Source organism: Draconibacterium halophilum (assembly GCF_010448835.1).
GTDB classification, from domain to species: Bacteria; Bacteroidota; Bacteroidia; order Bacteroidales; family Prolixibacteraceae; genus Draconibacterium; species Draconibacterium halophilum.
Window position 1 is genome coordinate 721,357 of the sequence record NZ_CP048409.1, and the last position, 23,869, is coordinate 745,225.

A 23,869-nucleotide genomic window follows, 5' to 3' on the forward strand; every position below is an offset into this window, starting at 1 on the left:
ATTATTTTATTGTGCGAAATAGAATTTAAGATGGTTTCAGTAATTATTCCAACATACAATCGGGCTGAATTTATTGAATATTCAATCTGTTCTGTGCTTAATCAGACCTATTCGAATTTGGAGTTAATTGTTGTAGATGATTGTTCTACTGATAATACTGAAGAAATAGTTAATGGAATTGAGGATGATCGTCTTCGTTACATTAAGTTGGATAAAAATAGTGGAGCATGTTATGCCCGAAATTTTGGGATTAAGAACGCAAATTATGACCTGATCGCCTTTCACGACAGTGATGATTTGTGGTATGCTGATAAACTTGAAAAGCAAGTAAAGCTACTCGATCAATTGCCTGCTGACTATGGAATGGTTTTCTGTAGTTTAAAGAGAGATTATGGAAATGCTGCGATCGTTCCACCTTTAAATTCAACAAAAACTAGTGGTGAGATCTTTAAGAATCTTTTAAATGGAAACTTTATTAGCACACAGACGATGCTCTGTAGAAAGAGCATATTTTCAAAGATAGGGTATTTTGATAACAACCTCCCTGCATTTCAAGATTGGGATCTTGTTATAAGGATCGCAAAGAAATATAAGATTAAACATTTACGAGAGTGTCTTGTTGAAGTTCGGATTTCGGATGACAGCATATCGTTAAATCATGCAAAAAGATTAGATGCATTCCAACAGATTATTGAAAAATATAAGAACGAGATCCCTAAACAGATCTTGAAAGATTGGTTTTATGAAGCCGGATATATTGCAATGAAGGCCAATCAAAAAGATAAAACTAAGGCACTCTTGGGAAAGGCAATTGATCTGTATTCAATTAGAGGTATTACTGCATTAAAAAAATTAATTTTCTATCTGTTGAAATAGCTTATTTTTTCTTACAGAAATAGACCGTCTCAGAGGGTATTAATCCATATTTAAAAATTTCTTTCTTCGAATACATATCAGAACATTGATATTCATTCACCTCAAAACCTGCATTTTTTAGTCGGATGTTATAATCTTTTCCATACCACCTAACATGGTCCTTTTGTCCAAATGCTTTTTCCCGTCCCTCTTCTGTTGTAATAGAAAAATCCTCATAGGTTTCATCTCTGTTGTAATCTAAAGGAACCTGAAATATCCCGGCACCATTTTTTGCCATCACCCTTAATAGTTCTTTCATAGCAAGTTGGTCGTCCGGAATATGTTCTAAGACGTGGTTACATAGTACAAAATCAAAAGTATCCTTTTGATAGGTAATAGTCGTAATATCTTCTTTATTAACCTTATTCCCAGCAAAATGTGTAAAGTTCTCAGGGTATAAATCACAAGGGAAGTATTCAATGGTTTTTGAAGATGAAAAAATACGGAAGAAACTTCTCTCAGGAGCGAAATGCAAAAGTTTGGTAGTTGTTTCAGTATAAAAAAATTCTAATGAGTTCTCAATAAAAAGGTATACCAATCGGTCTCTTTCTAATGAGTTACATTTTGGGCACAATGCATTTTCTCTTACAGGATTACCAAATGGTGCAAAGTGGCTAAAATGAGATTTACATATGGGACAATAAACCTTGTTGCCTCTGTAAGCTTTTAATTGTTCATGCTTTTTGAATGCTCGATAAATATTTTTGATGAATTCTGGTGTATACCTCTTAATTATTTCATTCATGCGATTGAATTAAAGTAGAAAGGTAAGAAAATTATTTGTTTTGAATAAATTTGGTTATAAGCTTCGAACCCGCCCAAGTAGTTAATCCACTCAAATATTTATAGAAAAGGAGAAGTTTTACATTAAAATGCAGAAGGCTAAAATGATTGCGGAGTAAAGTTATTGGGATACGATATCGGTCGGGTACAACTTGCAGACTGTTTTTTCTTGTTGTTTGATTGTTGTGAAGCCTGAATTTGACAAGTTCTTTGTTGATATAACCAAAGGAGTAGAAATGACACACTCTGTACAAAAATTCATAATCTAACGACTGAGATAATTTTGTGTTAAAATAACCTATGTCTTCTATTACCGCCTTGGGTATTAAGACACAGGTGGGTTCCCCAATTTTATTTCGTGGCGCATTAAACAGGTTTTTTCCCCCTAAAATCTCTTTCCCCGACTGAATTGTAGTATAGGTTGGTTGATAATAGGATGCTTGATTTATCTCTTCACTTTCTACAATTAATTCTCTTCTGCATACAATAAAGCCAAGGTTGTTATTCTTAAAATTTAACTGCATCATTTGCTCTATACAATCACTGCGGAGGATATCGTCTTGAAACAAAAATTTGATGAATTCTCCGTTTGAATGCTTGATGGCGTTATTCCAGTTTGCGCCAATGCCCTCAGGAGTATGTTTGAAAATAAGAAATGGGATATTTGATTCATTCTTTAATCTCTCAGCAATTTCTATTGTTCCGTCAGTAGAATTATCATCTGAAATTACGATCTCAATGGGGCGATAAGTCTGAGCAATTGCAGAATTTATAGCCTCTGAGAGATACTTCGCTCCATTATATGTTGGAATACATATAGAGACCAGCGGCTTATGTGGTGAAGAGTTTTTCATAATCTCTAACCAAAAAAGTTAAACTTTTTGATTACAAACTTGTATCCGGCAAAACTTGTTAGCCAAAATAGAATTGTTTTAAGGTTAAAGGACGATCTTCTAAAATAAACTCTGGCCTCACTCATTTCCTCCAGCAGATAATGGTACCTTGCCCTTGTACCATTAATTCGTTTTCTGCCCAGCTTGACTTCTTTCCGGAACTCAGGTAGAAATTCTTCAAGTGTTAAAAGCGAGTAGAAATAATCCCGTATCCGGTATTGTTTGTTCAGCGAAAGATTACTTTTATCGACATATCTTTTGTATAGTATCTCACACACTTCTACTGATTCATTATTATAAAAAAGATGTGCAATCCAATCAAAATCGATCTGTCCGAAATGTTCCTCAAACTTTATTCCTTTTAATCTTTTATGAAACATGATGCTTCCCATATACGTGATTTGTTTATTCTTTGTACGTGAGATCTTATCGCAAAATGTTTCATTTTTTTGATATTTAATAAATCCGTTGACACAGTTTTTTACAGATACCCTCGGAATCTGCTTAGATTGATTCTCAATGACCAGGTAACCACAGGTTATAATGGGGGCATACTGTGAGTATTTTAACTGAGTTATTATTCTATTAGGCAGCCATTCATCATCATGGTCCATAACGATGATGTAGTCTCCTGAAGCTTTTGAAAGACCAATATTACGGCCACGGTTTGGGCCCCCGCTATTTGAATTGGTTGAGTAGAAATGAATTTGATTCTTCTTTAGAATATCCGTGGTTTGGTCATGAGAACAATCATCAATAACAACCAACTCTAAATTAAAAATATCACCTTTCCCTTCTTGCGTAAGCACTGAATCAATAGTCCTTTGAAGAAACTTTTCAGAGTTATAAGTGGTTAATATTACCGAAACTTTAATCATAGGTTTTTCAATAATTTTACCAATTTATAAGTCAAATCTCTTCTCGAGTATTCATTTACTTTAATCGTATCCGGTATCACTACTGAATTCTTGAATACCTGTAAAATTGTTTCTTTAATTTTCTCTTTATCCTCAAAATCACAAGCAAATCCGAACTGGTTGTCATTAATTATTCCTGCAACATCCGAATTTTCAGGAGCGATGGCTAAAATCGGTTTTCCGGATGCCAGGTATTCGAAGAATTTTCCTGGGATATGGCCATTTGAGTTTTTTGTATTGTTCAGAAGTAGCAACAGACACGCCGACTCCTGATACTTCTTCACAACTTCTTCGTGTGGAATATAACCGGTCACCGATGTACGTTCTCTCAGTTGCGGGAATTTGTCAAGACTTTTGCCCAGTCCGGCATCGGTTATGCCAATGATCTGGAGTTTTAGTTTTCTTTTAAAATCCGGGAGCTCAGTACAAAGTTCTTCCAGCGCCGACCAAAGTGGTTCAGGATTTCTATATGAATTTATAATTCCGACATGACTGATTATAAAGTTGTCGTTTGCTGATTGATAATCATAGTTTTTAAAATCCTCACTGTCATAGCCGTTTGTAATACAATGTACAGGAGTTTCAACTTTAGCCTGTAGTTCCTTGGTCCAGGTTGGACTCACTGTTGTTACCACATCTGCTGTTTCTAAAACACTTTGTTCAAGCGAACGCTGTCGATTTCGTGCCCAACCTGAGACATAAAACTGGTCGAGCATATCAAGATCAGACCAGGGATCTCTTAAGTCTGCTAACCATGGGATCTCCGGGAAAAGGTTTTTTAATCTCCTTCCAATTAAATGAATACTATGTGGTGTGCCTGTGGTAATTATAAAGTCAGGTTTTAGTTCAGGAATTAATTTTTGAAGCCTTTTTGCAGTTGGTCTTACCCAGAATATTCGGGGATCAGGAATGAGGATATTCCCTCTTATCCATAGCGATAGTTTTTCGGTAAACGATTGCTTTTTTTCATCGAAAAGGAGTCCGGTGTTTACTTTTTCGTCTTTTTTTCTTCCAGTAAGTTTTTTGAATAGTCCATATGGTTCCCAAATCGGCATTTTCAAAACAGTTGCTTCCTTAGCTACGTCTGCTTCCAACGATTGATCGATTACAGGATATTCAGGATTTTTTGGGACTACCACAATGGGTTTCCAGCCATTCTCAGGGAGATATTTGGTGAATTTAAGCCAGCGCTGTACGCCACCTCCACCACTCGGTGGCCAATAATAAGCAATGATCAGAACTTTCTTCATCTGTTTAAAATGGCATTCACATAATTCTCCCAGCTCAGTTTTTCAGCAGTTTTGGCCACATTTTCTCCCGGAAGGGGGTTGTCGAGGTAGTGGATCATCTTTTCCGCCATTGAGCCAATGTCATTGGCATCAGCCAGATATCCGTTAAAACCATCAATAACTGTTTCAGGGAAGTGTCCAACATTGGTAGCCAGAATTGGTAATTTAAAATTATAGCTTAACGATTCAATACCGGAAGGAGTGGCTGTTAAATAATACAGCACCACACAATCGCTAACCTGGAAAAATTTGTGCACATCCTCGTTGGCAATAAACTGATTAAAGACGGCAACTTTATCTTGTATACCATGTTTCTCGATTAATTCCAGTGGCTGATAATCTTTTTCGTCCTCCGAATTTCCCAAGAATATTTTTTTAGCAACTCCAAAAAGTGCCTTTTTAATCTTTGTGCTCAGTTTTTTACTGTCGAGCGTATTCCAAAACGATTCGCCACATATAAGTAAGCTAACATCATCACGTTCCTGGGCAACCCGAGCAAAAGCATCAATAGCATTATGCAGTCCTTTGTATTTTCTGATAAATCCAAAGAAAAGGAAAACGTTCTCTTTCAGGTTATTGTCCTTTTTGAATTTTTCAATGTCGAAATCAGGATCTGGTTGAAAAAGGTCGTAAATTGGATGGTATAATTTGATAACCGTTTGTTCTCCTGATTCAACTGTTCGATCTCCCTTTTCTGTTAAGCTTAGCTTCTTATTCGGGAAAAGTTCCTTTAACTCATTAAATGTTTTTAACGCGTGAACAATATAAGAGTCGGAATTTTTAATGCCGTATTTGGTGAAAAAGCGATCGATTTTGCTTTTTTCCTTTTGAACGACAAAATGTAAATCGAAAATAATTTCTGTATTACACTTTTTCTTAATACGTTTTGCAATATGCCTTAAGGGGAGACCCTGTAAGGCAATCGACCATTGAAAAATAACCACCTCAGGATTTAGAGAAGCTATAAAATCGGCAGTTTTTTTCCAAGTAGAAGGACGGTTGTAATTGGTCAAGTAGGTACATTTGATGTCTGTCCCATCAAGTAAATCAACTTTACTCTGAGTGTCTTTAAATTCCCTGGGTACAATACTGGGGTATTGTTGTGTCCAGGAAACAATGTGGGTATTTACGTTCTCAATTTTGTCAAATGTTTTAGCCAACGAAGTATTATAGTTGGCCATGCCTCCCTTAAATGCAGGTCCGGGACCAAAACAAACAACCGTCCTTTTACTCATAATTAGTTTTTTAGTTCTTTTGCAGCTACTGCGTCATAAACTCGTTTCATTCCTTCGCGAATGGAAATTTTTGCTTCCCATCCCAGGTTTTCCTTTACCCAGTCCATATTGCAGTAGCGGGAATGAACGCCAACAGGTTTATCAAGTAGTTGTTTGATAGGAGGGTTATATCCGGCAAATTCGCAGAAAACGCCAATAATTTCCTGGAAGTTAGTTAGTTTACCCATTCCTATATTAATAGCAGTTCCGTCGTGAATTTTATCCATTGCAACATGAATACAGTCTATTACATCGTCAATATGAACAAAGTCGCGTCCTTGTAAACCTGTTCCCCAAACTTCAAATGGATCTTCTTTATAAACAGCTCGTTTGGCAATTGCCGGTACAGGGTAAGAATAATCCTGATCTTCGCCATAACCCGAGAACGGGCGAATACATGTAATATTAACGTCGTAGTGTTTGGCTGTTATTTTGGCTAAAAATTCTCCTGTTAGTTTAGACCAACCGTAAGTCATGTCTGGCTGTCCCATATTATTGAAGTCGATATCTGTTTCCTTCAGCTGAACTTGGTTATCTTCAGTTTGCTTATCAACCGGATAAGCTGCACTTGAACTTGGATAGAGAACCCTGGCTGGTTTATGACGGCTAATCCAGTAAAAGAATTCAGCATCAATAGAAAGATCCAATGCAACCATGATCGGGTCTCCGTCAATTTTTGCTCGTCCTCCAACAATTGCAGCAAAATGATAAACGTCCTGAAATTTTTCGATATCAAGATCATACTTGGTCTTGAACCAGTGAGGATCTTGTCCAAAGTTATGAAGTGTGTTTCGAAAATCATCTTTTAAGAACAGGAGACGTTCTTCTTTTCCAAACACTTCTATGTCTTTGATCTTACGGGTTAATGGTTCGTCAAGCCATGTGCTTGGATGAGTTCCAATCGATAAATCATCAATAAAAATTATTCTATCTTTTGTTGTTTTGAATAGTCTTTTGACCATGTTTTTTCCGACAAAACCGCAACCTCCGGATACCAAGTGTGTCTTCATAGTTTATTTTATTTAGAATTTGATGGTTAAATATATGAGATTTAAAATAATTAAATAATAAATTAAGTCATGAGAATACCTAAGACCTCATGCTTTCAAACATATTGCCTTTTGAAACTACTCGGGAATGATGATTTAATTTTCCTTACAACTTCCCAAACAAACCCTTATAACTAACCGCATCGCCAATAATTTTGCCTAAATCGGCAATGGCAACACGTTCTTGTTCCATCGTGTCGCGGTAGCGGATGGTTACGGTATTGTCTTCAGCACTTTGGTGATCAACGGTAACGCAGAACGGAGTTCCAATGGCATCCTGACGGCGGTAACGTTTACCAATTGAGTCTTTTTCGTCGTACTGGCAGTTAAAATCAAATTTCAGCTCGTTGATAATTTCGCGGGCTTTATCAGGCAGGCCATCTTTTTTTACCAGCGGAAGTACAGCTAATTTTACCGGTGCCAGTGGTGCCGGAAGTTTAAGAACGATACGCGAATCTTTCTCCAGCTGTTCTTCGCAATACGAAGCAGCAATTACCTGCAAAAACATACGGTCGACACCAATCGATGTTTCAACTACAAAAGGAACATAAGACTCGCCCAACTCAGGGTCGTAATAGCGAATTTTTTTACCTGAGTATTCTTCGTGTTGCGATAAATCGAAATCGGTACGCGAGTGGATACCTTCCACTTCTTTAAATCCGAATGGGAATTTGTACTCCACATCAACAGCAGCATTGGCATAATGTGCCAGTTTTTCGTGCTCGTGGAAACGGTAGTTGTCGTCGCCAAAACCAAGTGCGCGGTGCCATGCAATTCGGGTATTTCTCCATTTGTCGAACCAGTCGAGTTCGGTGCCGGGGCGAACAAAAAACTGCATTTCCATTTGTTCGAACTCGCGCATACGAAAAATAAACTGACGCGCTACAATCTCGTTACGGAAAGCTTTACCAATTTGTGCAATACCAAACGGAATTTTCATACGTCCGGTTTTTTGCACGTTCAGGTAGTTTACAAAAATTCCCTGTGCCGTTTCGGGGCGAAGGAAAATTTTTGAAGCTCCTTCGGCAGTCGATCCCATTTCGGTGGCAAACATCAGGTTAAACTGGCGAACATCAGTCCAGTTTCGTGATCCTGAGATCGGGCAAACAATACCTTCGTCTTCAATTATTTTTTTTAATTCTGCCAGGTCGTTGTCGTTCAGTGCATCTGAGAACCGAGTATGCAGATTATTCCATTTTTCCTGGTTGGCAAGTACACGAGGATTGGTTTCGCGGAATTGTTTTTCATCAAAAGCTTCACCAAAACGTTTAGCAGCTTTTTTGACTTCCTTGTTCATTTTCTCCTCGTACTTCGCCAGTTGGTCTTCAATCAGTACATCGGCACGGTAGCGTTTTTTCGAGTCTTTGTTGTCGATTAATGGGTCGTTAAAAGCATCAACGTGGCCCGATGCTTTCCAAATTGTGGGATGCATAAAAATGGCGGAATCTAAACCAACCACATTTTCGTGTAAACGTACCATGCTGTCCCACCAGTATTTTTTGATGTTGTTTTTTAATTCAACACCCATTTGTCCGTAATCGTAAACTGCTCCGAGACCGTCGTAAATCTCGCTCGATTGAAATACAAATCCGTATTCTTTGCAGTGCGCTACCAGTTTCTTGAAAATATCTTCTTGTGCCATCTAACTATTATTATCTGAATTGTGAACGCAAAAATAGGATAAAATTCTAAAGTACAGGGACGAGAGCTGGAAGATTAAGGATTAGTGATTAAAGATTAATAGAATGATTCGTGTGTGAGGGATTGAATTAGATTGAAAGGAGATTGATTAATTGAAAAACTGTTGAATTGTAAAATTGTATTTTTCCTCTTCGTGGAACTCCGTGAATTCTTTGTGCATCTCCGCGGTAAAAAAGTCTGTGGATCTTTACAAATTGCGAAAGTAACATCCAGAGCCGTCTACAATCACAAATCGTTAATCATCATTCGACATTCTCTTCCTATCGCTCCCGATGCTTCGAGCGGGATTTCGTTCAGCAAGCTGTCCTCAACTTTCCACTTTTTCCTTGTGCTATTCTACCTCTTCAAAGTCAACATATTCACTATTATCGTTCTGGTTTCTACTATGCTGACCGGGCTTCCCTTCAACCGTTACTTTTCCTTCGGGGCGTTTAGGCTGTTGCTGACGTTGTTGTTCACGCATCTTCTGTTGCATATTCTTCATCCCTTTATCAATTATTTTCGGAACGAGATAGCGCATAATAAAACGAAAACCAAAGTAGATAACAGCAATTATAATGAGGGTTCTGATGAAGTTTACTATGTATAGCGTAATAAATAAAATCATTTTTAAAACTATTTTGGCTGTGTGGAAAATAATAAGTTTACACCAAAGCGCAAATTTAAATTTTTTGCTTTAGATGGCTGCACTAGTTTGGCAATATTATTGGTCGCCAGGTAAAGTTGTACATTTTTCCCGGTGTAGCTGCATGCAAATCCGGGTAATAGTTGTTCTAAATTATACAGGTTTAGTCCACTGCTTAACTCGAAACGGGTACCTAAAAATAGATTAAAATAAGCCGATAAATAGTTGTTGGCTTGTCCGTTGTAGTAAGTGAGGTTATCAGAAAAATTCAATTTCATTCGTTCGTTAAGGCGATGTGTTGCCAGCAGGTTTAGCTTTACCGGCAGCAGCTGGTACTGGCGTTGGGTGAAAGCTTGGGCCGATGTTATATAGGGCAGCGAATCGGATAAAGCGAGCAAAGCCTCTTTGGGTTCCAGATAATTGGGTGCATCTGGATCTGAAGATTGATAGAGATTGCCTACTGTAAAATCGATTGATCCGGTAAACGTATTCTCGTAAGCTCTGTAATTTAATGTGGTAAAACCCAGATCGGCAATGGCCAGGGCAATGGTAGTTTGTTTGTTCAGCTCGTAGGTAAATCCCAGATCGATGCCAGCTCCCATATTTTTGAAGTTAAAGAAATAATCGCCGGCACTGAGGTCGGGCTTTATGATTGTCTTATCTTCCAGCGGGTGGTATTGAACATCGATAGGGCCGGAAACCCGGTAAGTTCCGCTGGGTATAATTTGCAGAACTTGCCTTTCTTCATCCGTCTGAACCGATAAATTCAGCTTGTCGATATCGTAAAAAAACTGACCAAACAAAACCTTTGGGCGAATTCCGACGCTCAGCTCCCTGGTTACCTGCTTTGCATACGAAAAAGCCAATTCTTTAAACAGATGTGTTTTTATGGAGATGGGGCCATAATCTTCTTTCTGTCCCGAATAGGATAGAAGTCCATTGTCAATAAATTTTAGAAATTCATGGTCGAAATTTCCCGAAAACAACATCCTTTCCGACAGGGAAAAACTTAGCGTGTGTTTTTCGCTTGATAGACTTAAATAGATGAGTGGCAAGGTAGCAACTGCTGCGGCATCGCCGGGTTCGCCTAATGAATTGTAAAATCGATCGAAACTATATGAGAAATTTTCGGAGAAAATATAATTGGGCGAAAAATTGGCGTTCCATTTAAATGCTGCACCAGATAACAGTGGCAGGCCAATCACCAGTTTTTCGGTTTGGTTGTGAATGGCGGGATTTACTTCCGACGACTGACTTATCGCTGACAAAAATTGCAGCGGATTTCCGTTTTGTGCTTTTGTAGGTATCCAACAAAATACAGCAAACAGAAGTACTAAAAATCTTATTTTTTTGGGTAAGTCCTTCATTCCAACTAATAGAACGCAAAAATATGGTTTCTATTGAATTAGGAAGATTACAGGCACAAAAAAAGGCGGAACCGGCCGCCTTTTTCATTTGTATTTTATTTTTATCGCTGACTTACGTCGCCACCGCTCGATTCGTCAATGTCTCTGATATCGGGGCTGCCGTGGTAATTAATATCCGATCCGCTACTGGCTTTAGCATAAATTTCGCTGCTAACACTAACCGTAATATCTGATCCGCTGCTTGCGTTGGCATAACAAATGGCCGACTCCAGGTCTTTGGCTTTTATATCCGATCCGCTACTGGCATCAACCCGAAGCGTTTTTACTTTACCACGAATTTTAGAATCGGAACCGCTGCTGGTATCAACCAACAGATTTTTATAATACACCTCGATTTTTAAATCGGAACCACTGCTGCAACTTACATCAAGCGATTCGCCTTCCAGTGTATTTGTCGATTCCACATCGGAGCCCGATGAAGCCGATAGTTTTTTTAACTCTTTAACGGTTACATAAACTTTTCGTGTTTCGTTGCCGCTGCCCCAGTTAAACCAGTTTTGGCGTTTCATGTAAATTTTAAGCGTTCCGTCTTCTACTTCGGTTTTCAGGTCATCAATAATATCATCATCGGCAACAACTTTTACTTCTTCGGTGTTGCCCATAGTCAGGTACAGATCGATTCCGGTTGAGACTTTTATAGCATTAAAACCACTGATTTGGCGTATTTGAGTTTCGTCGCTGTTGCCGGCAATAACAGTTCCGTAGCTGGTAACAGCAATTATAAGCAGAAATACAATTTTTTTGAATGACTTCATGTGCGTTATTTTTTGTTTTTGAATTGAGACTGTTGAAAAGACGCTGCCAAAAATAGAAAGTTACACTTGCGGCTAATTTTTTATCACATTTCCGCCCGACGACTTGCTGATTTCAGTGTTTTTCGGATTTCCATTATAAAATACATTTCCTCCGCTACTGGCGCTTGCCTGAATTTTGTTTTTGGTGTTAAGCCAAATATTTGCACCACTGCTAGCTTTTGCCTTAGCAGTTTTGGCTTTTAAATCACCGGCTTTTAAGTTTGACCCCGAACTGGCTTGGGCATTGATTGAATTGGCATTTCCATCCAAAAAGATATTCGACCCCGAGCTGGTTTGTGCCGTCACATCATCGGCATCGAGAGAGAATCTTAAATTGGCACCCGATGACGCGGAAAGATCGATATCGCGAACATTTAAAATGTTTTCTGAAAAAACATTACTGCCTGATGATGCTTTTGTGGCCTCGAGCTTGGGAAGCGTAACAAATACTTTTTTGCTTTTCGCTTTTCGGATTTTGTCGATCGCTTTTATTCTAAGTTCTTCTCCGTGCAGTTCGGTTACTATGCTATTATGTAGGTTTTCGTCGGCTTCAACAACTACTTTGTAATCGCTGCCCATTGTTACATACACATTCATTCCTCGACTTACATTTATTTCGGTAAAATCTTCAAGGTCTCGCTCCTCGGTGGTTACATTGCCATTTCCGTTAACGGTTGACTGTAACAAACAAGAAGAAGTGGCAAGCAATAACAGGATACCCGAAAGGAATACTACAAACTGTTTCATCGTTTTTTGTTTGGTTTATAATTATCATGCAAATTATTGAAACATGTTGAAACCGCGAAATTATTTCGTTAAACCCGGGTATTTTATCGGTAAGCAGAAATTGAACACAGAGAATTTCGAATGATGACTAACGATTTTAGATTGCCGAAGGGGGAAGAAAGTTTTCAGTATTCAGTCGCAGTTAACAGTTTTACAATAGAACAATTTAGCCGTAGTAAACAAAAACTTAATTGGTGAAACAAACTATTGTGTCCTATGTATCTAATGTGGTTCAATTCTTGGTGTCTTTCAGTGTTCGTGTTTAAGATTTAATCATAAAAAAAAGCCGGCAACCATTGCCAGCTTTAAACATTTACTCAAAATAACCCTTAAGCACCGTGCCTAAAACGATTACGGGGAGTTGGATTCCTGTCAAAACCCTTATCTCTTCTACTTTTCATTTCGTCGAATTTTATGCGTTGTTCTTCGCTTAACATCGAACGAATTTCCTGGTGTTGTTTGGCCCTTATCTTTTGGATATCGACCTGAATAGCTGCCATTTTTTCAATATTGTCTTCAATGGCTTTCATGTCTGCTTTTTCAGCAGTTGTTAGTGTGCGTTGTTTGGCTCTAAGTTCATTTAATTCATTGCGTAAAGGCTGAATTGCTTTGGTCGATTTAAGACGAAGTTCTTTCATTTTTTCTTGTTGCTCTTCCGTAAAAAAGTCTTTGAAATTGGCTCTTTCTCTGTCGAAACGCTTGGCCGTCATTTCGCGTTGTTCTGGCGATCTTCTTTTTCGCTCCGGTTGCTGTGCCATTGTTGTAATTGAAAATGCAAATACAACAATTAATGCTAAACTTAAAATCTTGGTTTTCATGTCTCTAAAAATTTAAATTGTTACGTTTTCTGGTGCTTTGACGGCGATGTTTTTGAATGGTTTAACGCATTTTGATTTTTAACGCCGTTTAACTTTTCGGCTGCGGGAATGTTAAACCAAATACATAAATGGTTGGTTTTAATATAAATTAACGTAATGTAATGCCGACTAGCGTGGCAAGATTTGTTACTTTTGGGCCTTCGATGCGAAGGAGCAGATAGTGAATAGTGAATTCAGAAAAGAAGAATTATGAAGAAAAGAATATTAATAGGAATAACGATAGTTGCAGTTATTGGGATTAGCTTTTTTAGTTTTACCCGCGACGAGAAGAATTTTGAAATTGCAAAGAATCTGGATATTTACCACACTTTGTTTCGCGAGTTGAACATGTTTTATGTTGACGATGTGAATCCGAATGATCTGGTAAAAACCAGTATTGATAAAATGCTGAGTTCGCTTGATCCGTATACCAACTATATTTCGGAAGATCAGATGGAAGATTTCCGTTTTATGACTACCGGCGAGTATGCAGGAATTGGGGCTTTAATCAGCAAACAAAATGACAAAATTGTTATTGCCGAACCCTATGAAGGTTTTCCGGCACAGAAATTTGGAATAAAAGCCGGCGATATTATTCTTGAGGTAGCTGGAAAAGAAACCAAACTGATGAGTACCGAAGATGTGAGTTCGCTGTTGAAAGGACCCGCGAATAAAGCTGTTATAATAAAATTACAGCGTCCCGGCCAGAAAAAGCCTTTTACGGTTGATGTTATTCGCGAGAAGATCAGTATCGACGCTGTTCCGTATTACGGAATGCTCGATCAGAATACGGGCTACATTCGTCTGTCGAATTTTACAGCCAACTGTAGCAACGATGTTAAAAAAGCTTTCCTTGAACTGAAAGAGAATAACCCTGATGGTTTAATTCTCGACTTACGTGGCAACCCGGGTGGCTTGCTGGTTGAAGCGGTAAAAATTGTAAACTTTTTTGTGCCACAGGGAGAAGAAATTGTAAGCACGCGTGGAAAAGTAAAACAGTGGGACAAGGTGTATAAAGCAACCGCAACACCAATCGATACTACAATGAAAATTGCAGTTCTTGTTAATAGTGGTTCGGCCTCGGCTTCCGAAATTGTAGCCGGAGCTATTCAGGATCTCGATCGTGGAATTATTGTTGGTACACGCACATTTGGAAAAGGATTGGTGCAAACAACACGCGATTTGAGTTACAACACCAAATTAAAAGTTACTACAGCTAAATATTACATTCCGAGTGGCCGCTGTATTCAGGCGTTGGATTATTCGCACCGTAACGAGGATGGAAGTATCGGTCACATTCCGGATTCATTGATTAGCGAGTTTACCACAAAAAAAGGCCGTAAAGTATACGACGGCGGTGGAGTGGTTCCCGATGTGAAAATTGATGGTGACAAACTCAGCAATTTAAGTATTGAGCTGGTTACTCGTTTTATGATATTTAATTTTGCCACAAAATATTCAAACGAAAACGAAAGTATTCCGGAGCCGGAAGCATTTTCTATTACTGATAATATTTACAATCAGTTTGCCGATTTTCTTGAACAACGTGAGTTTAAGTACGAATCAGCATCGCAAGACGATTTGAAAGAATTGTTGGAGACCGCCAAACGTGAAAAATACTACGGACTTGCAAAAGAAGAATTTGAAGCCCTGGAGGCGAAACTTGAACCGGATATGGATAAGGATTTAACTATGTTCAGACCTGAAATTAGTGAGTTGCTGGAAAGCGAAATTGTTTCGCGCTTTTATTATCAAAAAGGATCGATAAGAGCATCAATCAACGACGATAAAGGAATTAAGAAAACGATAGAAGCATTGCATTCTGAAACAGCCTATGCTGCTTATTTTAAGCCCGGGATGATAGTTGGAGTGAATTAATACTATTTTTTGTGAGACACAAAAAGAAGGAGGTTTTTTTGAAAAAGACCTCCTTTTTTTTAACCATATTTTCCATTTATTATTTCAAAAATAAAACAAAATCAATATCGCCTCTAAAACTTTTCAAATCTGCTAGTTTTTAGTACTTTTCTAACTCCAATAGTTTGATTAATAGTTATGACGTTTAAAGAGATTTTAAATATTGAATTATACAATAAAGGAGATTTTACATTAACCGTTTACAACATCTTTTTAATACTTGTTGTAATTCTGGTTACGCTAATTTCACTAAAAATTATCCGTCGTTTTTTTAAGCGCTTTATTAAAAGAGAGGAATCCGAACGGAGCTCATACTGGTCGGTGTATCTCATTCTTCGATATGTCGTTTGGGTCATCATTATCATTTTTCTTTTAGAATCTTCCGGCCTGAAAGTTTCTGTGTTGCTGGCCAGTATCACCGCATTGCTGGTTGGTGTTGGATTTGGTATTCAGCAGCTATTCAGCGACTTAGCCTCGGGAATAGTACTGCTGGTTGAGCGAAACTTGCAGCTAAACGATGTTATTCAGATACAGGATGGCACGGTGGGACGAGTGATCCACATTGGCCTACGTACATCGAGATTAAAAACCCGCGACGATATTATTTTGGTGGTGCCCAATTCGAAATTTGTTAACGACAAAATAATCAACTGGAGCCACATGGATTACAATACCCGTTTCTCAGTTGATGTGGGTGTGGCATACGGATCTGATACAAAACTGGTAACTAAAATCCTTCTTGATTGTGCAGCAAAAAACGGTAATGTTTCAGCAGCTCCAAAACCTTTTGTGCGATTTAATAATTTTGGTGATTCGGCATTGGAATTCCAAATCTTCTTTTGGGTGCGCGAATCGTTTTGGGTAGAAAACACAAAGAGCGAAATGCGCTATGCCATTGATGATGAGTTTCGCAAAAATGGAGTGCAAATTCCATTCCCTCAACGTGATATACATATTAAAAGTACCGTTGACCAAAATAAAACGCACTAATTATGAAAAGATTCATCCGGTTTATTGTCCCTGTTATATTGCTGCTTGTAGCAATATTTTTTAAAGGTTTTTTGGAGAAACACGAGTTGGTATCGCCCGATTATTATAACTTTTTTAACAAAACCGGTTCAATTTTGCTGATCGTAAGTATCGCCTGGGCTTTAATGGCAATTTTGCGTGGCTTTAAAAGAGTTATCCTTTCAAAATTAGACACCTCGCAGGAAGATAATCTACGTGAGCGCAAATTCCTGACACAGTTCAATATCATGGAAAGTATCATTTATTTCATGATTGTTTTAATTGCAATAGGAGCATCATTAATGTTGTTTGAAGAAGTAAGGCAGCTGGGAATCAGTCTTTTTGCCTCGGCTGGTGTTGCCGGTATAATTATTGGTTTTGCGGCGCAAAGGCTTATTGCTACGGTATTGGCCGGTTTGCAAATTGCCATCACGCAGCCCATTCGTCTCGATGATGTGGTGATTATCGAAAATGAGTGGGGAAGAATAGAGGAAATTACTCTTACTTATGTGGTGGTAAAAATCTGGGATCAGCGCCGTTTGGTGGTGCCTTCAACCTATTTTTTCGAAAAACCATTTCAGAACTGGACACGCAATACTTCCGAGATTTTGGGAACCGTGTTTTTATATACCGATTATCATGTACCGTTCGATGCGTTGCGAGCGGAATTAACACGCTTGTTAAACAGCACACCGTTGTGGGATAAAAGAGTAAACGTTTTGCAAGTTACCGATACCAAAGAATATGGTGTTGAAATACGTGCCTTGATGAGTGCAAAAGATTCGCCAATAGCCTGGGATCTTCGGGTTTTTATTCGTGAAAAAATGATTGAGTTTATCCAAAAAAATTATCCTGAGAGTTTGCCGCGCACACGTGTTGTTTTTGAAAAAGGAACGCCGGATTTAAACACCGATCAACGAAACGAGACAACAAAAGATGTATAAAACACCAATGAAAATTTATTTTGCCGGTTCCATACGCGGAGGGAGACAGGATGCCGTGCTGTACGAAACGATTATTCAATACCTAAAAACCTTTGGTGAAGTACTTACTGAACATGTTGGAGATCCTGCATTAACCAGTGTTGGCGATGACGGACCAAGCGATCAGTTTATTCACGATCGCGACCTGGAATGGCTGCAAACTTCCGATGTAATTGTGGCCGAAGTAACAACAGTTTCGATGGGTGTTGGCTACGAAATTGGCCGGGCTGTGGAAATGGGCAAACCGGTACTTTGTCTATTTCGTGAAGGGGCCAAAACCAATTTATCTGCTATGATCGCAGGCTGCGAGGCTATTAATTTGGTTCATTATTCAAATTTTGAGGAACTTAAAAAGCCAGTTCAGCAATTTCTTTTTTCGCTTAACGTTTTGTAGAAAATTTAAGATAATGCAATTGGAACTGTATTTTTATTATTTTCATTGCGTCTATTTGACAAATTCAATTATCTTGTGTCGAATTTTGAAAAATAATTGATCACTAATAAAAAAATCTAAACCTATGGATTCAAAGAAATCAAATCAATTAAATCGAAGGAAATTTCTTGGGCTTTCAGCACTTGGCTTATCCAGTTTGACCATCCTTCCCAGTTGGACAATCAACGGAATTAAAATTGCTCCCAGCGACAGAGTAACAATGGGATTCATTGGCCTTGGACAGCAGGGAATGAATGACTTCCGTAGTTTCTCGGCAGTTCCCGGAGTGGAAGTAGTTGCCGGTTGCGATGTTGATAGTATGAAAACAGAACGTTTTAAGCGCACTGTTGAGGAATGGCAGGAATCGTTGGGCTTGGCGCCTCGCGTAGATAAGTATGAACGATACGAAGAATTGCTTGAGCGCAAAGACATTGATGCAGTAGAAGTTTGTTCTCCTGACCATTGGCACGCTTTAATGACAATTCATGCATGCCAGGCTGGTAAAGATGTATATGTTCAAAAGCCACTTTCTTTTACCATTGCCGAAGCGGAAAAAATGGTACGTGTGGCAAACGATACAAAACGAGTTGTACAGGTAGGAAGCCAGCAACGTTCTAGCGCTGAATTCCAAAAAGCTATTGCACTGGTTCAAAGCGGTGCTATTGGCCATATCGATAAAGTTTACGCAAAAGTTGGCGACCCACCATCTCCTCTTGATTTACCAGAGATGAAAGTTCCGGCTAACCTGAACTTCAACCTTTGGATGGGACCATTGAATGATCCAAATATTCATTATCATTCAGATCTTTGTCCTCCTATTTCGCTCAATCCGCCGGAAAGAGAAAAATTATGGGGTGCATGGCGCTGGTACCGCGAAACCGGTAACGGATTTACTGCCGACTGGGGTGCGCACATGTTCGATATTGCACAAGCTGCTATTGGCATGGATGGTTCAGGTCCTGCAGAGATTATTCCTAAAGGTGTTGACGGAGCCGACTATATGACCTTTAAATACCTGAACGGTGTTGTAATGACAGAACAACCGTACCTCGAAGATATGCCAAATGCTCAGGGGATTAAGTTTATTGGCGACGACGGTTGGATTGAAGTAGCGCGCGGTTACCTGGCTTGTTCAAAATCAGATTTAGTTCCTGATGAATTAAGAGGAAGACGTCCGAAAAATCTGACTCCGGAAGAACGTAAAAAAATGTTTGAGGAAATGCAGAAAGCACAAAAAGAGGGTGGAGGTAGCTTCGAAATCAGTTCTCCACATATGGAAGATTTCATCAGCTGTGTACATTCAAGGCAAAAACCAATTGCGTCGGTTGAAGTGGGTGCAAGCACGGCAATAACTTGTTGCTTAGGAAACATGGCTACTGAAATGCAACGTCCCGTTAATTGGGATCCCGCAACACATAGCTTTGGAACCGATAAAGAAGCATGGAACCATCGTTTGTATAATTACGATTATCGCGGTTCTTATAAGTTATAAATCAACCAAAAACCTTATGGATAAAAGAGAATTTTTAAAGAAGATGGGGCTGCTTACTGCCGGTGGTATGGTAGCTGGTTCATTGAAGCCTGCAACTGCCGCCTCTATGGTAGGCATGGGTGGAAAGGAAATAGGTTTGCAAATTTATTCAGTAATGCGCGAACTGAATGCCGATGTTCCTAATGGCTTGAAGAAAATAAAAGATATTGGTTACAGTACCATTGAGCTGGCGGGTTATGGCAATCGCAGAATGGGCGAGTATTCTGTTGAGGAATACCGTAAACTGGCTGATGATGCGGGGTTGAAAATTACAGGATCACACGTTAATCCTCCTACCCGTGATATTACGAAAGACAAACTGGGAGAGTTATCCGATTTCTGGAAACAAACTGTTGAAGACCATGAAAAATTTGGTGTAAAAACTTTGGTTCAGCCAATGATGCCAAATGTGCCAACGCATGATGCAGCAAAAGTGGTTTGCGAATCGTTTAACCATGCCGGTGAGATAGCAAAATCGGCCGGAATTAAATTTGGTTATCACAACCATAATATGGAATTCGGACGCGTTGTAAAACCGGAAGACAAGGATAAACCGCATAATCCCTGGATGCCGGTGGGCGATGTAATCTACGACTTGTTTCTGAATGGTACCGATCCAAATCTGGTATTCTTTGAAATGGATGTGTACTGGACCGTAATGGGTGCTAACGATCCGCTTGAATACTTTGAAAAGTATGCCGGAAGATTCCCTGTACTGCATATAAAAGACCGTTCTGTACTTGGCCAGTCGGGGATGATGAACTTTGAAAACATCTTTAACAAGGCTTACGAAAATGGTTTGGAAGGTTTCTATGTGGAACTGGAAGGAATCAGAGACGGAAGTATGACTCAGTTTGAAGGTGTTGAAAAATGTTACGATTATTTAAATGATGCTTCATTCGTGAAGCAATCCTAACCAAGTTAATTATATAAAACGGGTGTGTTTTCACATCCGTTTTTTTGTGCCTATACTTCAGGTGCCAACACATTAAACGGATACCACGGCAGATTTCGTGCAATCCAAAACAGAACAACTATGGCTAAGACAATCAAGGGCGTTAGTTTCTTGTAAAACAGGTTCGGAAGTTTCCAGTTAAAAGCCTTGTTTAGTAATGGATGTGTGTAGTGATACAGTATAAAAAGAGCTGCTGGAAGAAACAGAAAATTATACCCAACCACACCTGCAAAATCAAGGTGTAATAAACTGTGCAAAGCACGTTGCGATCCACATCCCGGGCAGTAGCCTCCCGTTAGCGAATGAAACAGGCACTGCGGAAATATCGTATGCCGGGCGGGGTCGAGTACAAAAAAAAGAACTGCTACCCCAATAATTACGAGTAGCAGTATGCTGTTGATTGTTTTTTTCATCTTTTAAAAATCAAAAGCGCCCTGCATAAGACCTGCAAGTGCGCCAAACACTGCAAGCATGGTAAAAATTAAAGCCCAGGCTATACCTGCGGCAACTGAAATCCATGCCCACAATTTTGCATTTCTACTTGCTGATAGTGCGGCGTCATAATTTCCGGCACTCCAATGTGAATTTACCTGGGCAGCAAAAATAATGGCTACTAACCCAAATATTTTACCACAAAAGATGGTAGCCAGAATGGCAAATACCAGGTAGTTAGATGGTGGGTATTGGGATTGATTTACTTGTTCGTTCATGATAAGTAGTTTTAATAAGACAGGAACATAACAAAGTTAAGCGAACCAATAGGTATAACAAAGTATCGGCTGAAAAATAGTTATACCTTCTAAGCTGATTTGATTACATTCACGTAACCTAAATCTTAAAATATATTAAAAAGAAGAACCTAACGGTTACGCTCCATTGTAAGAAAGCCCAATCGCATTATTTTTGCGCCCGTCTTGGATTAAGTAGCAGAAGGCACTTTTTCCATAGATTTTAAGTTTTGGTAAAATGCCATCCGGGAGGGTGGCATTTTTTTATAGCAAACTTTCAGTAGCATGTTTTGCTACAATTTATAACCGTCAGAGCATGATACTTCAACCCCATTTTAAATCTGGTATTTACCAGTTTTATTGCGTTAACAACTAATTAACACCTTGTGATTAAACTAAAAGCAGAATAAACGGTCTTAATATACAAATAGAGCAAAAGGAAACAATTTAGAAAGCCATGAAGTACTTGAAGAACGTAATATTAATAGTCCTCATAATTGTGGGGGTAAAATCTTATGCATCAGTTGAAGATCCTGTAAAAGAGGATGACCCAAGCGATGACGGAAAGGGAAGGATCACTGGAATGATCGTTGATAAAAAGTCGGAAGCTCCAATGGAATTTGCCAATATCGCCGTTTATAATGAGACCGATTCTACTCTTGTTACCGGTGGAATAACCAATGATAAAGGTGTTTTTGAAATAGAGAATCTGGATTACGGTAATTATTACCTGGTGGCAAACTTCATCGGTTTTGATGAGAAAAATGTTGTAGACATTAAGCTAGAACGTGCCAACCGTGTTCACGATATTGGCGAGATCAATCTTGCACCTTCAACCGTTGCAATCGGCGAGGTTAATGTGGTAGCTGATAAAGCTGCAGTGGAATATAAGCTCGACAAGAAAGTAGTAAATGTAAGCCAGGTAATTAGTGCTATTGGTGGAACAGCAGTTGATGTTCTGGAAAATACACCTTCAGTTCAAGTTGATATTGAAGGAAATGTATCGTTGCGCGGATCGGGAAATTTTACCGTTCTTATTGATGGAAGGCCAAGTGTTTTAAGCGGTAGCGATGCATTGCGTCAAATTCCTTCTTCAGCAATCGAAAACATTGAAATTATTACTAACCCATCGGCAAAATATGAACCCGATGGTGCAGCAGGTATAATTAACCTGGTAATGAAAAAGAACTCGATGAACGGATTGAACGGCATTGTAAACGCCAGTGTTGGAACAGGTGAAAAGTACCGTGGCGATTTTATGCTGAACTACCGTTTTGAAAAACTGAACCTGTTTTTTGGTGCCGACTGGAGCGATGAGATTAATAATGGGAATATGGCTTTGGAACGCGAAACGTTTTATAACGATACAACTGAATTTTTGGAAATGGGTGGTGATCGTAAGTGGATTCGTGGAGGTCATCGTTTTAAAGGTGGAGCCGATTTTTATTTGGGCAACGCGACAACATTAACACTCTCGGGAGAAACCGGAACATCGGAACGAGGCAGTGAAGGTGGTGGCCGGACAGAGAATTATACAGTGCCGGCTTCGGAACTCATTCGTTCAATCAGTGAAGAAACATCGGAACGCAACAACGACTTTTACACGCTCAATATGAATTTTCAGCATAAGTTTGATGATAAAGGACACCGGCTTGAAGCCACGGCTTTCTATTCAGATGAAACGGGAACCGACAATGAAATTGAAGCAGAAATACTGGCCGACGAGAATTTTAATCCCGGCGAAGAGTATTTGTCAAATGTCTCAACACTGGAAACAGAAGACGAGCAAGATCTGCGTTTAAAACTTGATTATACCTATCCGTTTAGTGAAGATGGCCGATTTGAAGCCGGTTACCAGGGACGATTGGAAAGTGAAATTGAATCACTTGAATTTCGTGATTTCGACCAGGCAAGTGGCTCGTGGATTATTAATGATGAATATTCAAGTACTACCGATTTTCAGCGCGATATACACGCCGTTTATTCTACTTATAGTAATAAAATTGGTGAATTCGCGTACATGGCCGGTTTGCGCGGAGAGTTAACTGCACGCGAGATACAAAATACCAGCGCCGATAATGTTTCGTCGTTAAATCGTTTCGACTTATTCCCAACAGCCCACTTTTCGTACCCGGTTGCAAAAACCGCAGACGCAACAGCAAGTTACAGCCGAAGAATTAATCGCCCGAGTGGCCGCGATCTTGATCCTACTCCCAATTATTACAACCGCTATACCATTCGTTTTGGTAACCCCGATTTGGAACCAGAATACACCAATTCGTATGAGTTAGGTGTAATGAAACGGTTTGGAGAAACACGGTCGTTTATTTCAGCCGATTTGTTTCGTAGGGTAACCAACAATAAAATAGACCGCTTTCAGGAACTTGGAGATGATGGTATTACTTATTTGTACACCGACAATTTTGATAAAGATTATTCAACCGGTCTTGAAGTTACCGGAAACCTGAGTTATAAGAAGTGGTTAATCGTAAACGCAAGTGTAAATGTTTACGATTATAAAATTACCGGTGAGCTAAATGGCGAATCCATCGACAGGCAAAGTACCAACTGGGGCGGACGAATGAATACAACTTTCAAGTTTTCAGAAAATTCACGTTTTCAGCTAAATGCTTTTTTTAGAGGACCATCAACGTCTGCACAGGGTGAAAGTGCTGCCATGTTCTTTACGAATATCTCGTATCGCCAGGAGTTTATGAATAAAAAACTTTCGGCAACAGTTAGCGTTCGCGATCCGTTAGGAACAGCTGGTTTTGAACGGACAAGTTATGGCGACAACTTTGAAAGCTGGTTTCGTTTTGAGCGTGAACCACGTGTAGTAATGCTTACCTTGAGTTACAAGATTAACAACTTTAAAGAAGATAATGGAAACCGTGGCGGTGGCGACGGCGGAATGGATATGGGTGGTGGAGAATTCTAAAATAATACGCTAGAATATTAATATTAGATGCTGTTCTGTTTTAAGAACGGCATTTTTTATTTCGCG

Annotated in this window: 22 protein-coding genes; 8 read left to right on the plus strand and 14 right to left on the minus strand. The window is 39.2% G+C overall.

Annotation, left to right across the window (positions count from 1 at the left end):
- Positions 1–30: 30 nt before the first annotated feature.
- Positions 31–876 (plus strand): glycosyltransferase family 2 protein, encoded by an 846-nt coding sequence (locus tag G0Q07_RS02785; protein ID WP_163344649.1) that lies wholly within the window; start codon positions 31–33, stop codon positions 874–876.
- A 1-nt stretch (position 877) separates the two neighbouring features.
- Here G0Q07_RS02785 and G0Q07_RS02790 read toward each other — a convergent pair whose 3' ends face one another.
- From G0Q07_RS02790 to G0Q07_RS02845, 12 genes are all read right to left on the minus strand, one after another.
- A complete protein-coding gene (locus tag G0Q07_RS02790; protein WP_163344650.1) occupies positions 878–1,660 on the minus strand; it encodes a class I SAM-dependent methyltransferase in 783 nt (260 codons plus the stop codon).
- Between the two features lie 31 nt (positions 1,661–1,691).
- On the minus strand, positions 1,692–2,552 hold the full coding sequence (locus tag G0Q07_RS02795; protein WP_163344651.1) for a glycosyltransferase family 2 protein: 861 nt from the start codon (positions 2,550–2,552) through the stop codon (positions 1,692–1,694).
- 5 nt (positions 2,553–2,557) lie between these two features.
- Positions 2,558–3,469, minus strand: coding sequence for a glycosyltransferase family 2 protein (locus G0Q07_RS02800; protein WP_163344652.1), 912 nt, complete (start codon positions 3,467–3,469; stop codon positions 2,558–2,560).
- Positions 3,466–4,758, minus strand: coding sequence for a glycosyltransferase (locus G0Q07_RS02805; RefSeq protein ID WP_163344653.1), 1,293 nt, complete (start codon positions 4,756–4,758; stop codon positions 3,466–3,468). The genes G0Q07_RS02800 and G0Q07_RS02805 overlap by 4 nt, the downstream gene beginning before the upstream one ends.
- Entirely contained in the window at positions 4,755–6,032 is a 1,278-nt protein-coding gene (locus G0Q07_RS02810) for a glycosyltransferase (protein ID WP_163344654.1), read from the minus strand. The genes G0Q07_RS02805 and G0Q07_RS02810 overlap by 4 nt, the downstream gene beginning before the upstream one ends.
- Before the next feature lie 2 nt (positions 6,033–6,034).
- Positions 6,035–7,081, minus strand: coding sequence for an NAD-dependent epimerase/dehydratase family protein (locus tag G0Q07_RS02815; protein ID WP_163344655.1), 1,047 nt, complete (start codon positions 7,079–7,081; stop codon positions 6,035–6,037).
- Between the two features lie 145 nt (positions 7,082–7,226).
- Positions 7,227–8,762: a glycine--tRNA ligase gene (locus G0Q07_RS02820; protein ID WP_163344656.1), complete on the minus strand. Its 1,536-nt coding sequence runs from the start codon at positions 8,760–8,762 to the stop codon at positions 7,227–7,229.
- Positions 8,763–9,152: 390 nt separating this feature from the next.
- Positions 9,153–9,428, minus strand: a complete 276-nt coding sequence (locus G0Q07_RS02825; protein WP_163344657.1) for a DUF4834 family protein — start codon at positions 9,426–9,428, stop codon at positions 9,153–9,155.
- 8 nt (positions 9,429–9,436) lie between these two features.
- Complete coding sequence (locus G0Q07_RS02830) at positions 9,437–10,813, minus strand: DUF5723 family protein (protein WP_163344658.1); 1,377 nt, start codon at positions 10,811–10,813, stop codon at positions 9,437–9,439.
- A 101-nt stretch (positions 10,814–10,914) separates the two neighbouring features.
- Positions 10,915–11,628 carry a head GIN domain-containing protein gene (locus tag G0Q07_RS02835; RefSeq protein WP_163344659.1) on the minus strand — a complete coding sequence of 238 codons (714 nt, stop codon included), beginning with the start codon at positions 11,626–11,628 and terminating at the stop codon, positions 10,915–10,917.
- A 72-nt stretch (positions 11,629–11,700) separates the two neighbouring features.
- Positions 11,701–12,414, minus strand: a complete 714-nt coding sequence (locus G0Q07_RS02840) for a head GIN domain-containing protein (protein WP_163344660.1) — start codon at positions 12,412–12,414, stop codon at positions 11,701–11,703.
- A 368-nt stretch (positions 12,415–12,782) separates the two neighbouring features.
- Positions 12,783–13,271, minus strand: coding sequence for a Spy/CpxP family protein refolding chaperone (locus tag G0Q07_RS02845; RefSeq protein WP_163344661.1), 489 nt, complete (start codon positions 13,269–13,271; stop codon positions 12,783–12,785).
- A 249-nt stretch (positions 13,272–13,520) separates the two neighbouring features.
- On the opposite strand from G0Q07_RS02845, the gene G0Q07_RS02850 reads away from it, so the two are divergent.
- The 6 genes from G0Q07_RS02850 (at position 13,521) to G0Q07_RS02875 (ending at position 20,098) form a co-directional block, all read left to right on the plus strand.
- Entirely contained in the window at positions 13,521–15,188 is a 1,668-nt protein-coding gene (locus G0Q07_RS02850; RefSeq protein ID WP_163344662.1) for a S41 family peptidase, read from the plus strand.
- Positions 15,189–15,365: 177 nt separating this feature from the next.
- The gene (locus G0Q07_RS02855) at positions 15,366–16,217 is read left to right on the plus strand and encodes a mechanosensitive ion channel family protein (RefSeq protein ID WP_163344663.1); all 852 of its coding nucleotides are present in this window, start codon (positions 15,366–15,368) and stop codon (positions 16,215–16,217) included.
- Between the two features lie 2 nt (positions 16,218–16,219).
- Positions 16,220–17,179, plus strand: a complete 960-nt coding sequence (locus tag G0Q07_RS02860; protein ID WP_163344664.1) for a mechanosensitive ion channel family protein — start codon at positions 16,220–16,222, stop codon at positions 17,177–17,179.
- A 7-nt stretch (positions 17,180–17,186) separates the two neighbouring features.
- Entirely contained in the window at positions 17,187–17,612 is a 426-nt protein-coding gene (locus G0Q07_RS02865; protein ID WP_163344665.1) for a nucleoside 2-deoxyribosyltransferase, read from the plus strand.
- 124 nt (positions 17,613–17,736) lie between these two features.
- The gene (locus G0Q07_RS02870; protein WP_163344666.1) at positions 17,737–19,143 is read left to right on the plus strand and encodes a Gfo/Idh/MocA family protein; all 1,407 of its coding nucleotides are present in this window, start codon (positions 17,737–17,739) and stop codon (positions 19,141–19,143) included.
- A 16-nt stretch (positions 19,144–19,159) separates the two neighbouring features.
- Positions 19,160–20,098: a sugar phosphate isomerase/epimerase family protein gene (locus tag G0Q07_RS02875; RefSeq protein ID WP_163344667.1), complete on the plus strand. Its 939-nt coding sequence runs from the start codon at positions 19,160–19,162 to the stop codon at positions 20,096–20,098.
- 50 nt (positions 20,099–20,148) lie between these two features.
- Here G0Q07_RS02875 and G0Q07_RS02880 read toward each other — a convergent pair whose 3' ends face one another.
- A complete protein-coding gene (locus tag G0Q07_RS02880; protein WP_163344668.1) occupies positions 20,149–20,550 on the minus strand; it encodes a DUF2752 domain-containing protein in 402 nt (133 codons plus the stop codon).
- A 3-nt stretch (positions 20,551–20,553) separates the two neighbouring features.
- Positions 20,554–20,847 (minus strand): CD225/dispanin family protein, encoded by a 294-nt coding sequence (locus G0Q07_RS02885; protein ID WP_163344669.1) that lies wholly within the window; start codon positions 20,845–20,847, stop codon positions 20,554–20,556.
- A gap of 475 nt (positions 20,848–21,322) precedes the next feature.
- On the opposite strand from G0Q07_RS02885, the gene G0Q07_RS02890 reads away from it, so the two are divergent.
- Positions 21,323–23,803 carry an outer membrane beta-barrel family protein gene (locus tag G0Q07_RS02890; protein ID WP_163344670.1) on the plus strand — a complete coding sequence of 827 codons (2,481 nt, stop codon included), beginning with the start codon at positions 21,323–21,325 and terminating at the stop codon, positions 23,801–23,803.
- Positions 23,804–23,869: the final 66 nt, after the last annotated feature.

What these genes read in the sequence shown, in the direction of transcription:
- G0Q07_RS02860 (WP_163344664.1), top strand. Translation starts at nt 16,220, where the DNA reads ATGAAAAGATTCATCCGGTTTATTGTCCCTGTTATATTGCTGCTTGTA.
- G0Q07_RS02885 (WP_163344669.1), bottom strand. Translation starts at nt 20,847, where the DNA reads ATGAACGAACAAGTAAATCAATCCCAATACCCACCATCTAACTACCTG.
- G0Q07_RS02815 (WP_163344655.1), bottom strand. Translation starts at nt 7,081, where the DNA reads ATGAAGACACACTTGGTATCCGGAGGTTGCGGTTTTGTCGGAAAAAAC.
- G0Q07_RS02805 (WP_163344653.1), bottom strand. Translation starts at nt 4,758, where the DNA reads ATGAAGAAAGTTCTGATCATTGCTTATTATTGGCCACCGAGTGGTGGA.
- G0Q07_RS02840 (WP_163344660.1), bottom strand. Translation starts at nt 12,414, where the DNA reads ATGAAACAGTTTGTAGTATTCCTTTCGGGTATCCTGTTATTGCTTGCC.
- G0Q07_RS02845 (WP_163344661.1), bottom strand. Translation starts at nt 13,271, where the DNA reads ATGAAAACCAAGATTTTAAGTTTAGCATTAATTGTTGTATTTGCATTT.
- G0Q07_RS02835 (WP_163344659.1), bottom strand. Translation starts at nt 11,628, where the DNA reads ATGAAGTCATTCAAAAAAATTGTATTTCTGCTTATAATTGCTGTTACC.
- G0Q07_RS02800 (WP_163344652.1), bottom strand. Translation starts at nt 3,469, where the DNA reads ATGATTAAAGTTTCGGTAATATTAACCACTTATAACTCTGAAAAGTTT.
- G0Q07_RS02875 (WP_163344667.1), top strand. Translation starts at nt 19,160, where the DNA reads ATGGATAAAAGAGAATTTTTAAAGAAGATGGGGCTGCTTACTGCCGGT.
- G0Q07_RS02795 (WP_163344651.1), bottom strand. Translation starts at nt 2,552, where the DNA reads ATGAAAAACTCTTCACCACATAAGCCGCTGGTCTCTATATGTATTCCA.
- G0Q07_RS02790 (WP_163344650.1), bottom strand. Translation starts at nt 1,660, where the DNA reads ATGAATGAAATAATTAAGAGGTATACACCAGAATTCATCAAAAATATT.
- G0Q07_RS02865 (WP_163344665.1), top strand. Translation starts at nt 17,187, where the DNA reads ATGAAAATTTATTTTGCCGGTTCCATACGCGGAGGGAGACAGGATGCC.
- G0Q07_RS02820 (WP_163344656.1), bottom strand. Translation starts at nt 8,762, where the DNA reads ATGGCACAAGAAGATATTTTCAAGAAACTGGTAGCGCACTGCAAAGAA.
- G0Q07_RS02825 (WP_163344657.1), bottom strand. Translation starts at nt 9,428, where the DNA reads ATGATTTTATTTATTACGCTATACATAGTAAACTTCATCAGAACCCTC.
- G0Q07_RS02890 (WP_163344670.1), top strand. Translation starts at nt 21,323, where the DNA reads ATGAAGTACTTGAAGAACGTAATATTAATAGTCCTCATAATTGTGGGG.
- G0Q07_RS02850 (WP_163344662.1), top strand. Translation starts at nt 13,521, where the DNA reads ATGAAGAAAAGAATATTAATAGGAATAACGATAGTTGCAGTTATTGGG.
- G0Q07_RS02870 (WP_163344666.1), top strand. Translation starts at nt 17,737, where the DNA reads ATGGATTCAAAGAAATCAAATCAATTAAATCGAAGGAAATTTCTTGGG.
- G0Q07_RS02855 (WP_163344663.1), top strand. Translation starts at nt 15,366, where the DNA reads ATGACGTTTAAAGAGATTTTAAATATTGAATTATACAATAAAGGAGAT.
- G0Q07_RS02810 (WP_163344654.1), bottom strand. Translation starts at nt 6,032, where the DNA reads ATGAGTAAAAGGACGGTTGTTTGTTTTGGTCCCGGACCTGCATTTAAG.
- G0Q07_RS02830 (WP_163344658.1), bottom strand. Translation starts at nt 10,813, where the DNA reads ATGAAGGACTTACCCAAAAAAATAAGATTTTTAGTACTTCTGTTTGCT.
- G0Q07_RS02880 (WP_163344668.1), bottom strand. Translation starts at nt 20,550, where the DNA reads ATGAAAAAAACAATCAACAGCATACTGCTACTCGTAATTATTGGGGTA.
- G0Q07_RS02785 (WP_163344649.1), top strand. Translation starts at nt 31, where the DNA reads ATGGTTTCAGTAATTATTCCAACATACAATCGGGCTGAATTTATTGAA.